This is a genomic window from Flavobacterium sp. (genome assembly GCF_044368995.1).
GTDB lineage: Bacteria > Bacteroidota > Bacteroidia > Flavobacteriales > Flavobacteriaceae > Flavobacterium.
On sequence record NZ_JBIPMS010000003.1, the window covers coordinates 13,275 to 27,050 of the forward strand.

General features: G+C 30.3%; 14 protein-coding genes. 3 read left to right on the top strand and 11 right to left on the bottom strand.

Features of this window, described 5'->3' with window-relative positions:
* Positions 1-3: 3 nt before the first annotated feature.
* The 3 genes from ACIQ2I_RS00500 to ACIQ2I_RS00510 form a co-directional block, all read right to left on the bottom strand.
* Positions 4-810 carry an outer membrane protein assembly factor BamD gene (locus ACIQ2I_RS00500; RefSeq protein ID WP_396180480.1) on the bottom strand — a complete coding sequence of 269 codons (807 nt, stop codon included), beginning with the start codon at positions 808-810 and terminating at the stop codon, positions 4-6.
* An 85-nt stretch (positions 811-895) separates the two neighbouring features.
* Entirely contained in the window at positions 896-1,774 is an 879-nt protein-coding gene (dapA, locus tag ACIQ2I_RS00505; protein WP_396180481.1) for a 4-hydroxy-tetrahydrodipicolinate synthase, read from the bottom strand.
* 1 nt (position 1,775) lies between these two features.
* Positions 1,776-2,294 carry a DUF6913 domain-containing protein gene (locus ACIQ2I_RS00510; RefSeq protein WP_396180482.1) on the bottom strand — a complete coding sequence of 173 codons (519 nt, stop codon included), beginning with the start codon at positions 2,292-2,294 and terminating at the stop codon, positions 1,776-1,778.
* A gap of 46 nt (positions 2,295-2,340) precedes the next feature.
* Here ACIQ2I_RS00510 and ACIQ2I_RS00515 point away from each other — a divergent pair, with 46 nt between their 5' ends.
* A complete protein-coding gene (locus ACIQ2I_RS00515) occupies positions 2,341-3,123 on the top strand; it encodes a 5'-nucleotidase C-terminal domain-containing protein (protein WP_396180483.1) in 783 nt (260 codons plus the stop codon).
* Between the two features lie 4 nt (positions 3,124-3,127).
* Complete coding sequence (locus ACIQ2I_RS00520) at positions 3,128-4,045, top strand: bifunctional metallophosphatase/5'-nucleotidase (RefSeq protein WP_396180484.1); 918 nt, start codon at positions 3,128-3,130, stop codon at positions 4,043-4,045.
* A 3-nt stretch (positions 4,046-4,048) separates the two neighbouring features.
* Here the strand turns inward: ACIQ2I_RS00520 and ligA are convergent, their stop codons facing one another.
* From ligA to rpsF, 5 genes are all read right to left on the bottom strand, one after another.
* Positions 4,049-6,040 (bottom strand): NAD-dependent DNA ligase LigA, encoded by a 1,992-nt coding sequence (gene ligA, locus ACIQ2I_RS00525; protein ID WP_396180485.1) that lies wholly within the window; start codon positions 6,038-6,040, stop codon positions 4,049-4,051.
* A gap of 1 nt (position 6,041) precedes the next feature.
* Positions 6,042-6,518: a DUF6495 family protein gene (locus tag ACIQ2I_RS00530; protein WP_396180486.1), complete on the bottom strand. Its 477-nt coding sequence runs from the start codon at positions 6,516-6,518 to the stop codon at positions 6,042-6,044.
* Positions 6,519-6,610: 92 nt separating this feature from the next.
* Positions 6,611-7,054: a 50S ribosomal protein L9 gene (gene rplI, locus ACIQ2I_RS00535; protein ID WP_396180487.1), complete on the bottom strand. Its 444-nt coding sequence runs from the start codon at positions 7,052-7,054 to the stop codon at positions 6,611-6,613.
* Positions 7,055-7,115: 61 nt separating this feature from the next.
* Positions 7,116-7,403: a 30S ribosomal protein S18 gene (gene rpsR, locus ACIQ2I_RS00540; RefSeq protein WP_091312528.1), complete on the bottom strand. Its 288-nt coding sequence runs from the start codon at positions 7,401-7,403 to the stop codon at positions 7,116-7,118.
* 2 nt (positions 7,404-7,405) lie between these two features.
* On the bottom strand, positions 7,406-7,747 hold the full coding sequence (gene rpsF, locus ACIQ2I_RS00545) for a 30S ribosomal protein S6 (RefSeq protein ID WP_353078732.1): 342 nt from the start codon (positions 7,745-7,747) through the stop codon (positions 7,406-7,408).
* Between the two features lie 200 nt (positions 7,748-7,947).
* Between rpsF and ACIQ2I_RS00550 the strand changes: the two genes are divergently transcribed.
* Entirely contained in the window at positions 7,948-8,646 is a 699-nt protein-coding gene (locus ACIQ2I_RS00550) for a LytR/AlgR family response regulator transcription factor (RefSeq protein ID WP_396180488.1), read from the top strand.
* Positions 8,647-8,722: 76 nt separating this feature from the next.
* On the opposite strand, the gene priA is transcribed toward ACIQ2I_RS00550, so the two are convergent.
* The 3 genes from priA to ACIQ2I_RS00565 all read right to left on the bottom strand — a co-directional run bounded on the left by priA (position 8,723) and on the right by ACIQ2I_RS00565 (position 13,719).
* Positions 8,723-11,164: a primosomal protein N' gene (gene priA, locus ACIQ2I_RS00555; RefSeq protein ID WP_396180489.1), complete on the bottom strand. Its 2,442-nt coding sequence runs from the start codon at positions 11,162-11,164 to the stop codon at positions 8,723-8,725.
* A 92-nt stretch (positions 11,165-11,256) separates the two neighbouring features.
* The gene (locus ACIQ2I_RS00560) at positions 11,257-12,252 is read right to left on the bottom strand and encodes an NAD(P)H-dependent glycerol-3-phosphate dehydrogenase (protein ID WP_396180490.1); all 996 of its coding nucleotides are present in this window, start codon (positions 12,250-12,252) and stop codon (positions 11,257-11,259) included.
* 300 nt (positions 12,253-12,552) lie between these two features.
* Positions 12,553-13,719 carry an iron-containing alcohol dehydrogenase gene (locus ACIQ2I_RS00565; RefSeq protein ID WP_396180491.1) on the bottom strand — a complete coding sequence of 389 codons (1,167 nt, stop codon included), beginning with the start codon at positions 13,717-13,719 and terminating at the stop codon, positions 12,553-12,555.
* Between the last annotated feature and the right edge of the window lie 57 nt (positions 13,720-13,776).

A 13,776-nucleotide genomic window follows, 5' to 3' on the forward strand; every position in this document is an offset into this window, starting at 1 on the left:
TGATTAATTTGTATATTGTTTCAATTCTTTTTCTACCATTTCAAGCATTTTGTTTGATTTTTCTATATACTTGGTATCTGCTTTAAATTTAACTAAATTTTGATAATACGATTTAGCTGAATTTAATCTTTCTTGTTTTTTTGAAGGAATACTATTTGTTGCTAATTTATACATAGCATCATATTTATAAAATAAAGCATCTTCTTTATATTTTGAACCTGGAAAATTAAAAACAAAATTATCAAGCGCTACTATTGCTGCATTATAATCTCTTGTAAATTCACCAATTGTATTGTATTGTTTTGCTATTTCAAATGCTTTAAGCTCTAATTTTTCAGACAATTGTTTTACAATTTCATTTGCTTTTGGTAAAAAAGTAGAATTAGGATATTTATTTACAAAAACTTGAATTTTATTTAGTGCTTTATCTGTGTCTACTTGATCTAAACTATAAATAGGAGATACTTTACTGTAACATTCTGCTCCTAAAAAAGCAGCTTCTTCTGCAAAAGCACTTTTTGGATAACTACTTGAAAATCTTTCAAACTCGTATGCAGCAGAAATATATTGTTTAGTGTTGTATAATGCCTGGGCGTAACTATAAAAAGCTGCTTCTCCCTGAGGTTTTGCTCTTAATGAAGAAGCAAATTGTTCAAACAATCTTATTGCTTTAGCGTACTTTTTCTTTTCAATTTGTTCTGTAAACACTTTTGTTTTAACTTCTATATCATCCGATTTCATAGCTCTTTGATAAGGACTACAAGATGAAATTGAAAGTATAACTATAAGAATGTATATAAATTTGTTCATATTTGATGTTGCATTATGCCTTTTGCGTAGTTTAAAAAACCAACTGCAAAGGTAGCTATATTTTTAAGTTTTACAAAAAAGATTTTTATTCTAAATTTTTAATGAAATTTGCCAATCTTCCAGACAAATTTTCATCTACATTTACCAATGGTAAACGGACGGTATTTTCAGACAAACCTAGGTGTTTAAAGACTTCTTTGATTCCTGCGGGATTACCTTGTTCGAAAATCATATCAATAGAATCAGCTAATTTATAATGTAATTTATAAGCTTCATCTACTTTTTTGTTTAATCCTAACCGAACCATTTCTGAGAATTCTTTTGGAAAACCTTCTCCAATTACAGAAATTACGCCAGATCCGCCAGCTAAAACCATAGGTAAAGTGATCATGTCGTCACCAGAAATTACTAAAAACCCTTCTGGTTTTGTTTGAATTAACTTCATCGCTTGTACAATATCGCCAGCAGCTTCTTTGATTCCAATAATGTTTTTAAAATCGTTAGCTAATCGAATAACAGTAGAAGGCAACATATTGCTCGACGTTCTTCCTGGCACATTGTATACAATAATTGCTATTGGTGACGCTTCAGAAACAGCTTTAAAATGTTGATAAATACCTTCTTGTGTAGGTTTATTGTAGTATGGCGAAACTGACAAAACAGCTGCAAATGGTGACAAATCTCTTGTTTTAAGTTCTTCTACTACTTTTGCAGTATTGTTTCCTCCAACTCCTAAAACCATTGGCACTCTGCCATTATTTGCTGCTAATATTGTTTTTATAACTGTTTCTTTTTCGGATGCCTCTAAAGTAGCGCTTTCTGCTGTAGTTCCTAAAATTACCAAATATTCAACTCCGCCTTCAATTACAAAATTTGTAATTCTTTTTAACGCTTCTGTATCAACAGAAAAATCTTTTTTAAAAGGCGTTACCAAAGCCACACCAGTTCCTATTAATGATTGCATATTATATTTTTTTAAGTATTTTTAAATATTTGAATAATTCCGAGATAAATTCCGAATAATTTTCAGCTACACTATTTATTGCTAAATGATTTACTCGTTTGTCAATGGATTGAAAACCAACCTTAAATTTTGCTTTCGAACTTCTTGTTACCAAAAGCAAAGTTGGTTTTTGAATATCGTAATAGCTGATTAACATATCAAAAGATTGTTCGGTAAAATTAGTAACTCTTTCGCTCTTAAACAAACCTCCAAACGAAATATCTTTTCTGAAAAAAAAATTAAATTTTTCAAGAATTGTTTTCTTGTTTTTATTTACAAATGATAAAATTTCGATGTTTTCTATTAAAATTCCATATTTTACAATTTCATTAATCAAATCTTCTTGATTTGTAAAATAATTAGTGTCAATCAAAACGCCAACTCTAACTATCTTATTTGAAGACATTTGTAGTTGATAGTTTCTTAATTTACTATTTACCTTTCTTTTAAGAAAAAAATCCTTTACTATTTTATAAATCATTGTAACTTTACATCTTTTACAATATTAAAGTAATCTATTCTAATATATGTCATTCAAAAGTAAAAATACTAAACATCTTTACACAATTTTTGTTACAACTTTAACATTATTTATTGTTGTCTCTTGCAAAACGAAACCTTACAACAATTATTTAATTGAAGGGAAAAAAATTGAGATATCTAAAAAATATTCTTCTAACGAGACAATAGAAGCCTATATTTTACCTTACAGAGCGCATATTACTAAAGATTTAGATAGTGTAATTTCTTTTACCAATGAAACTTTAGACAAAAGCCAAGGCGAATGGCAGAGCAATATTGGAAATTTTATGGCGGATGCGTGTATGGAATTAGCCACTCCAATTTTTTTTAAACAACAAAACAAGCAAATTGACATTGTTCTTTTAAATAGTGGAGGCATCCGGTCGATTATTCCGAAAGGAAATATCAGCAAAAGAAATGCTTTTGAGGTAATGCCTTTTGAGAATAGCTTAATTGTAGTAGCGCTAAAAGGAAACGAAATTATGGCAATGGCAAATCATTTCATCAAAGATAAAAAGCCACATCCATTAAACGGACTTAAAATATTTTTAAATAAAGAAAACACCATTACTAAAGTAATTTTTAAAGATAAAGAGATCGAACGTAACCAAATTTACTATGTTGCCACCAATGATTATTTAGCAAATGGAGGAGATAACATGACTTTTTTTCTCAAAAACGAAGGAACATTTGATTTAAATTATAAAATAAGAAATGTTTTGATTGATTATTTTTACAAATACAAAATTATTGAAGCTTCAACCGTAGATAGAATCATAAAAGAATAGCAACATGAGAAGAAGGAATTTTATCAAAAATACAGCTGCAACTTCAGCATTAATCTCACTTAGTGGACTTTCATTGTCGAGTTTTTCTACTGTAAAAGAGAAAAAAATAACCATATTGCATACCAATGATGTGCACAGCCATATTGATCCGTTCCCAGAGAATCATCCTAGAAATCCATCGATGGGAGGTGTAGCCAGACGTGCGAATATCATTGAACAAATTAGGAAAGAAGAAGAAAACGTACTGCTATTAGATGCTGGAGATGTTTTTCAAGGAACGCCCTATTTTAATTATTATGGAGGCGAATTAGAATTTAAACTAATGAGCATGATGAAGTATGATTTAGCCACATTAGGAAATCATGATTTTGACAACGGAATTGATGGTTTTTATGCACAATTACCACATGCTAATTTTGAATTTGTTTCGGCCAATTACGATTTTAAAAATACCGAGTTAAATGGAATTGTGAAACCATACAAAACATTCATAAAAGAAGGAATAAAAATTGGCGTTTTTGGTTTAGGTATTCAATTAGAAGGTTTAGTAGATAAAAAACTATATAAAGAAACCAAATACAACAACCCTATTGAAGTGGCAACAGATATTACTAAAACACTTAAAGAGACAGAAAAATGCGATTTAATAATTTGCTTGTCGCATCTAGGTTTTGACTATAAAAATGAAAAAGACAAAGCTTCAGATCTTAAATTAGCAGCTGCTACACAAGATATTGATTTAATTATCGGTGGACATACACACACTTTTTTAGATAAACCCGTTATAAAAACTAATAAAGTTGGTAAACAAGTCGTTATTAACCAAGTTGGTGCCTATGGAATAAATTTAGGTAGAATCGATTTTTACTTAAGCGATGAATTAAAATACATCAGTAAAGAAAAAAATATTGTGATAATTTAATTCTTAACCCATTATCATTTTTTGAAATTGGTATTCGTCAATAATTTCAATTTTTAGTTGGTTGGCTTTTTCTAATTTAGCAGGTCCCATATTAGCTCCGGCGATAACATAATTGGTTTTTACTGAAATTGAACTTCCAACTTTTCCGCCATAATCTTCAATGGCTTTCTTCAAATCGTCTCGAGAAAAAACTTCAAAAACGCCGGAAACAACAAAAATTTTCCCTTCTAAAATATTGGAAACAGAAGTAGAAATTTCATTCAATTCAAATTGAATTCCTACTGCTTTTAGTTTATTAATAATGTCTATGTTTTTTGAATTCTGGAAAAAATCCATTACACTTTGTGCAATTCGTTCCCCAATTTCATCCACAGTTACCAAATCAAGTAAATCTGCTTTTGCTAAGTTGTCAATGTTTTTATAATGTTTCGCTAATTTTTTCGCAACGGTTTCTCCTACATATCTGATACCTAAAGCGTATAAAACGCGTTCAAATGTAATGACTTTAGAATTTTGAATACCTAAAATTAAATTATCAGCAGATTTATCCGCCATTCTTTCTAAAATCACAACTTGCTCTTTTTTTAAATCATACAAATCGGCATAATTTTTTACCAATCCGGCATGATATAATAAAGCCACCGTTTCACCACCTAAACCTTCAATATCCATGGCTTTTCTGGTATTAAAATGCTGGATTCTACCAATTATTTGTGGTGGACAGCCATAAAAATTTGGGCAATAATGATTGGCTTCCCCTTCACTTCTTATTAGCTTCGTATCGCATTCTGGACAATTTGAAATATAAACTGTTGGATGTGCTTGATTGCCTCTTTTAGCAACACCAATGATTTTTGGAATAATTTCGCCGCCTTTTTCTACAAAAACTTCATCGTTTACACGAATATCTAACTTATAAATTTGATCTGCATTATGCAAAGACGCTCGTTTTACAATAGTTCCAGCTAGCTGAACAGGCTCTAAATTTGCCACAGGTGTTATGGCACCCGTTCGGCCTACTTGATAAGAAATAGATTGCAAAACCGTACTCACTTGTTCTGCTTTAAATTTATATGCCATTGCCCAACGAGGTGATTTGGCGGTGTAACCTAATTCTTCTTGATAATGAATGTTATTTATTTTTACTACTACTCCGTCTGTTTCATAAGGTAAATGGTGTCTGTTTTTATCCCAAAATTCAATAAAATCAAAAACTTCATCTATATTTTTTGCCAATTTGCTTTGATTTGGCACTTTAAAACCTAATTTTCTAGACAACTCTAAGCCTTCATATTGCGTATTAATTGCTAAATTATTTCCAATCATTCCGTACAATAGGCACTCTAATGGACGTTTTGCAACTTCAGCACTATCTTGTAGTTTTAAACTTCCAGATGCAGTATTTCTGGGATTAGAATAAGGAGTTTCTCCAATTTCAATTAGTTCTTGATTCATTTTTTCAAACCCTGCGAAAGGTAAAATGATTTCGCCTCGAATATCAAATTTAGTTGGAAATCCAGCATTTAAATGTAACGGAACGGACTTTATTGTTTTGATATTTTGAGTTACATCATCACCTTTAAAACCATCTCCTCGTGTTACTGCACGAACCAATTTTCCATTTTCATACGTAATACTTATCGAAGCACCATCATATTTTAATTCGCAAGTAAATTCTAAATCAACGTCACCTAAAATTTTCTGACATCTAGTTTGCCAATCGAGTAAATCTTCTTTGGAATACGAATTATCTAGAGAATACATTCTATATTCGTGTTCAATCGTATTAAAATTCTTTGTTACAGCTCCACCAACACGTTGTGTGGGTGAATTTTCATCAAAAAAAGATGGATTAGCTAATTCTAAATCTTGTAATTGTTTTAATTTTGCATCAAAATCAAAATCAGAAACCGTAGGATTATCCAACACATAATAGTTGTAATTGTGTAAATTTAATTCTGCTCTTAAAGATTGAATAGTTTCTAAAACAGTCATATTATGATACATTAATTAATGCCGTTAGTTTAATATATAAGTCGCCTTTACTAATAATTCCTCCGTTTTCAATTATTTTAAAAACTTCTTCATTTCGATTTTCGGGTACTTCTTTTTTTCCTGTTCGAATAGTGACTACATCAGAAAAAAGGTTATTTCCCAACCATTCTAACCCTTCTGTAGTAAAGAAATCAACAGAAACTTCTGAAGTATTTACAATTATTGATTCTAAAAAAGTATCGTGACATTTAAACAGAAAAATGTGATTTTTTGAAAAATGATCTACAAAACGAACATTAGTAATCGCTTTATCCCAAATTAAATCAGAAAATACATCAATTTCTTGCAAAGCAATTTGTGGTGTATTTGTTTTTAATTCGTCCCATTCTTTTTTATCAATTGTTTGAGTAGCTAAAAAAGTAATAAACTCAGGATGAAGTTCTTCTAATTGTTCTTTTGTTAATCGGGTATATTTCATTTACAGATATTTATCAAACATTTAAAGTTCCGTAAAAATAAAAAAAGCGTTGCAATTGCAACGCTTTTTTTAAATAAATATTTTAAATAAAATTATGCTTTTTCAGCAACAATTTCATAAGCTAATTCAATGATAACTTCTCTGTGTAAACGAATAGTAGCATTGTATTTACCTGTTCTTTTAATAATACCCGAAGTAATGAATTTTCTATCGATTGTTTGTCCATTTGCTTCTAAAGCGTGAGCTATATCTGCATTAGTAATTGATCCGAATAATTTTTCACCACCTGCTTTTGCAGTAATTTTTATCTCTAAAGCTTTGATTGCATCTGCAGTAGCTTTTGCATCAGCAACAATTTTAGCTTCTTTGTGTGCTTTTTGTTTTAAATTTTCAGCTAAAACTTTTTTAGCAGAAGAAGTTGCTAATATAGCAACCCCTTGAGGAATTAAGAAATTACGACCGTAACCATTTTTTACAGTTACTACATCATCTTTAAAACCTAAATTTTGAACGTCTTGTTTTAAAATTAGTTCCATTTTGTTGTCCTTTTATTTTATAAGTTAGTTCCGATGGCATCGGAACAACAAATGATTAGTATTATTTTAATAAATCGGCCACGTAAGGCATTAAAGCTAAATGACGTGCTCTTTTAACAGCCACAGAAACTTTTCTTTGGAATTTTAATGAAGTACCTGTTAAACGTCTTGGTAAAATTTTACCTTGCTCATTTACAAACTTTAATAAAAAGTCACCGTCTTTATAATCGATATACTTTATACCTGATTTTTTGAAACGACAATATTTTTTTTGTTTGTTGGTATCAATATTTAAAGGAGTAAGATATCTGATATCACCCTCTTTTTTACCGTTGTTAGCTATTGACATGATTAGTTTGCTTTAGTTTTTAATTTTTCTCTTCTTCTTTCTGCCCAAGAAATAGCATGTTTGTCTAAAGAAACAGTTAAGAATCTCATGATTCTCTCATCTCTTCTTAATTCAGTTTCCAAAGAAATGATTAATTCAGCTGGAGCTTGGTACTCGAATAAATGGTAAAAACCACTTTTTTTGTGTTGGATTTCATAGGCTAATTTTTTTAAGCCCCAATCCTCTTTTGATACCATTTTGGCACCCTTAGAAGTAAGAAAATCTTCAAATTTGCTTACTGTTTCCTTTACCTGAACATCAGATAAAACGGGATTCAAAATGAAAACAGTTTCGTAATTTTTCATGTGTACGTATTTTTTAAATTGGGTGCAAAGATATACAATTTTATTTAATTTACAAATTCACTAAAAAGTATTTATTTTTTACAATATTAGTTTTCTGTTTTTTTTTGTATATTTTTATGCTGTTTATAAAATAAATATTTAGTTTTACAAAAATTAGTTTTAAATAATTACTTTTATTTAATTGTAATAAATACCAATATATGAAATTAAAAACAATTGTTGTAGATGACAGTTCCATTCAACGTATTACTATTGCTAAGTTAATCTCTGAACATCCTAATTTACTATTAGGTGGCGATTTTTCAAACGCATTAGAAGCTAAAAATTATATTTCAAATAATGCTGTTGATTTAATTTTCTTAGATATAGAAATGCCACATATTACTGGTTTTGATTTAATTGATGGTTTAAAAATTAAGCCATTAATTGTATTTATTACTTCTAAAGCCGATTATGCTGTAAAAGCTTTTGATTATTCCGCATTAGATTTTTTACAAAAACCTATAAAAAAAACGCGTTTTATAACTGCTGCAAAAAAGGCTTTAGAAATGCACCATTTAAAATATGACAAAAATCATGACGAAAACGGACCTCATTTAATAATAAAAAGTAATCTTAAAAAAATAAAAATATACACTTCTAATATAAAATGGATAGAAGCTTTTGGTGACTATATTAAAGTAGTTACATACCAAGACACCCATCTTGTATTATCTACTATGAAATCTTTTGAAATAGAACTTCCGAAAGACAATTTTCTTAGAATTCATAAATCATACATTATAAACTTAGATAAAATCGATCGATTTAATAGCAAACAAGTAGAAATTAGCGGCGAAAAAATACCGTTAAGTAGAATTAAAAAAGAAGAAATTATAGCTATTTTAGAAAAGTATTAAACAGCTATTTTGTCAATCTGAATTTATTTCAGAATCTGAAACAAGTTCAGATTGACAATAAATGGTGAGAAAAGTATTAATAATCTACATTAATTGTTGTTTTTATTACTCGATATTGGGAAGTAGCTTCAAAACTTACCAATGCTTTTTTAATGATTTTTTTTGTTTCAACAAGATTCGCATCATTTGGAATTTTGATTAGAATGGTTCGAATATATTCATTTCTAATTCTATTAATTGCGGGTTCCTCTGGACCTAATATAGGAACAGCTACATGCTGTTTTAATACATTATACAGCCAAGTTGATCCTTCACGAAGTTTTTCGTAATCTCTATGTTTCAATTTTATTTGCAACAAACGGAAATAAGGCGGATATTGAAAATTACGTCTTTCGTATAATTGCTCATTAAACATTGCTGTATAATTATTATTCACCACTTGCTGAATCGTATTATGCATAGGATTGTATGTTTGAATCACTACACTACCATTTTTTGCTTTTCTACCCGAACGTCCCGCAACTTGAACCATCATTTGATACGCTCGTTCATAAGCGCGATAATAAGGTTGATTTAGTAAATTATCTGCATTTAAAATCCCAACTAAAGTCACGTTTTCAAAATCTAAACCTTTGGCTAACATTTGTGTACCAACTAAAATATCAATTTCCTGATTTTTAAAGGCATCAATCATTTTTTCAAAAGCAAATTTTCCACGAGTGGTATCTTGATCCATTCGGGCAATTCGTTTCTCAGGAAATAGCTTTATCAATTCTAATTCTACTTGTTCTGTACCGAAACCTTTTGCAGAAATATCTAATGAATTACAAGCATGACAATGCGTTGGTTTCGCCATGCTGTGTCCACAATAATGGCATTTTAAATGATTTTTAAACTTGTAATACGTCAAACTTACATCGCAACTTGGACATTGAGGCACGTGTCCGCAAGTAGTACATTCAATATATGGCGAATATCCTCTACGATTTTGAAATAGCATAATTTGGTCCTTATTCGCTAAAGTTTCGTTCATTCTTTCTAGTAATTCATCGGAAAAATGACCATCCATTCGTTTACGGAAATATTTATCTTTTAAATCAATCAAATGAATTTCAGGCAAAACCACATTATTAAATCGGGTAAACATTTCAATTAAACCATATTTATTGGATTTAGCATTATGATACGATTCTAAACTTGGTGTCGCACTTCCTAATAAAACTTTTGCATTATGAAATTTTGCTAATACAATTGCGGCATCTCGGGCATGATAACGCGGCGCTGGATCTTGTTGTTTGTATGTTGCTTCATGTTCTTCATCTACTACGATTAAACCCAAATTAGAAAATGGTAAGAATAACGCACTTCGCACACCTAAAACCACTTTTGCTTTTTCAGAATTATGCAACACATGATTGTACACCTCAACACGTTCATTAGAATTATATTTCGAATGAAAAACGGCGATTTGATTTCCAAAATAAGCCGATAATCGTTGTACTAACTGAGTAGTTAATGCAATTTCGGGTAATAAAAACAATACTTGTTTGTCTTGCTGTAAAAATTCTTCGATTAGTTTTATATAAACTTCCGTTTTACCAGAAGCGGTAACGCCGTGTAATAAATTAACATCAAATTGAGTGAACTTTACTTTAATTTTTTCTAAAACTATAGTTTGAGATTCGCTTAATTCAATTTCGTAATCGGCTTCTTTTTCAAATGAAACGCGATCAGTAGTAATGTAATATTCTTCAAATATATTTTTATCGACTAATGATTTAATTACCGCTGCGCTAACTCCAGAAGTTTCAATTAATAATTTTGCAGGAATTGGTTTTTTCTCTGTCGCTTGTAATTGAAAATACGTCAAAACAATTTCTTTTTGCTTTTTTGCTTTTCCTAAAATTTCTAATAATTCTTGCAATTTTTCTTGCTGTAAAAATTCATCTTGAAGTTTGATATATTTTACTAATTTGGGTTTATACATATCTTGAACCTCATCTTGCATTGTTAGTAATCCTTTAGATAACAAACTTTGAACAATTGGAATTACATTTTTTTTGTTTACTATCTGAGAAATTTCCGAAATTGTAATAGATGATTTATTTTCTAATGCTTCTAAAACTAAAAATTCGTCGTCTGAAGCAAGTGTTTTGTCCGATTCTGTATGCGATGAAGAAATCATCGTTTCGCTTTCTAAAATCAATCCAGAAGGTAATGCTGATTTAAAAACTTCGCCAATCGAACACATATAATACGATGCAATCCAATGCCAATGTTTCAATTGAATTTCATTTACAATAGGAACCTCATCAATAATTTGACTGATTTCTTTAGCTTCATACAAAACGGGAGGAATGTTGTGCTTTTCTACAACTAAAGCCGTATACACTTTTGTTTTCCCAAACGGAACCGTAACGCGCATGCCAGGGTGCAAAAATTTGTATTCTTCCACATTTACCGAATACGTAAACGTTTTATCAAGATTTAGAGGAAGAATGACGTTGATGAAGTACATTTTTTTAGGTGTTGGGTTTTGGGTGAAGGATATTTGGTTTAGGGTTAAAATACGAAAAACGAACCTTTTGCCTTATACCTTATACCTTTGCACTAATCTAACTTCTCCGTTAATTTACTAAATACTGCTTTGGCATTTTTACCTTCGTATAAAATCTGATAAACGGCATCAATAATAGGTGTTTTTGCTTTGTATTCTAAATTTAAATTATAAGCACTTTTACAAGCATAATAGCCTTCTGCCACCATACTCATTTCCATTTGAGCTGATTTTACGGTGTAGCCCTTGCCTATCATATTACCAAACATTCTATTTCTTGAAAAAACTGAATATCCAGTTACTAACAAATCGCCCAAATAGGCTGAGTCGTTAATATTTCGTTTCATTTTATGTACTTTTCGAATGAATTTTTTCATTTCACGAATGGCGTTACTAATTAAAACAGCTTGAAAATTATCTCCGTAACCCAAACCATGAGCAATACCTGCAGCAATAGAATAAATGTTTTTTAAAACTGCTGCATATTCGGTTCCAACAATATCATCAGACGTTTTTGTTTTTATATAATACGATGCCAAATTTTTAGCTACATACCTTGCTTTTGTTTTATCAGAACATGCAATAGTTAAGTAAGACAAACGCTCTAATGCCACTTCTTCTGCGTGACAAGGCCCAGTAATTACTCCAATATTATCGTAGGGGATATTAAATATTTCATGAAAATGTTCCCCTACAATCAAACTAGTTTCTGGAACAATTCCCTTTATTGCAGAAAAAATTATTTTTCCTTCTAAAGATGCCGTCATTTTCTCTAATTCAACACTTAAAAAAGCAGATGGAATAGCAAAGATTATAACATCAGCAAATTGAATGGCTTCGTTAATATCGTTTGTTAATTGTAATTTATTAGTGTCAAAAGCTACAGAACTTAAATAATTAGGATTGTGTTTTTGTAGTTTTAAATGCTCCAAAGCATAAGTACTGCGCATGTACCAAGCTATTTTTTCTTGATTTTCACATAACATTTTAGCAAGAGCTGTTGCCCAACTTCCGCCTCCTATAACTGCAAATTTTTTATTGCTTTCCATTTTCTAAAATTATGAACTCCAAAAATACACTTTTCAACAACAAAAAACAATATCAAAATTCAATATCAATTTCAAAGCTAAAAATCCTGAAAAAAGTTTAGTTTGATAATATTGAAATTTGTGTTGGCTAGAAAAAAGTGTTAATTATTTGTGAAGATGAAGTTTCTGGCACGACTATTGAAAATATCATTATATAGATTTAAAATAATAAAAGTTTGGTTAGTTAGTAGTTTTTTTTGCATGTAAAAAGCGTCACAAGATGAATTTCTTGGACGCTTTTTTATTTCACTTTTTATTTACTTAATAACTCATTTCAATAATTTCTTTTACTTTTTCTAAAGTAATATTTTGTTTCTCACCCAAAGCTTTCCAGCCTCTTTCTTCAAAGCGGTTTACAATGAAATTAGCCGTATCAGAATAATTTGTAGTAGCTTGAGAAAGTTTGGTTTCCATTCCCATTTTTTCTAAGAACCATACCAATTTTTCTATAGCTTTTTCAGCAATTTCTTCCGTGGAATTTCCTTTTAAATTAAAAACTCTTTCACCAAATTGTGCTAATTTGTCTTTTTTAGAATCAAACATAACTCGGTATAAATTCGGACCGATAATCGCTAATGTTCTAGCGTGGTCAATTTCGTACAATGCGGTTAATTCATGACCAATCATATGTGTAGCCCAATCTGATGCCACGCCTTTTTGTATTAATCCATTTAAAGCCATTGTAGCACACCACATAAAGTTAGATGCTAATTTATAATCGGTAGGATTTTCAACTACTTTTGGTCCAATTTCAACTAAAGTTTGTAAAATTCCTTCAGAGATTCGGTCTTGCAACATTGCCTCTTGTGGATAGGTTAAATATTGCTCTAAAACGTGTGTAAAAGCATCTACCACTCCGTTTTGAAGTTGTCTTTTAGGTAACGATTGAATTACCGTTGGATCACAAATTGAAAATTGAGGAAACAAAGCGCTTCCCCCTAAAGTTAGTTTTTCTTGTGTGGCTTCTATGGTAATTACAGCGCCAGAATTCATTTCGGAACCAGTAGCGGGTAACGTTAAAATTGTTCCAAAAGGAATTACTTTTGAAATATCTTTAAATAAAATTCTATTTTTTAAAATATCAACTGCATTTCCTTCATAATTTACAGCGCCTGAAATAAATTTTACGCCATCAATGACGCTTCCTCCGCCAACAGCTAAGATAAAAGTTATTTTTCCGGTACGAACAATTTCTACAGCTTTCATTAAGGTTTCAAATCTTGGATTTGGTTCAATACCGCCAAATTCAATAATCTCAAAACCTCTTAAGTGTTCACAAACTTGCGCATGAATACCATTTTTAAAAATACTTCCACCACCATACGCTAAAAGTACTTTCGCATTGGGAGGAATTAAAGAAGCTAATTTTTCTATTTGATTTGTACCAAAAATATAATTGGTAGGATTGTATAACTCGAAGTTTAACATGATATATTGAATTTTATTATTTCAAATCTACAAAATGAAATTCGTAATACTTCATTA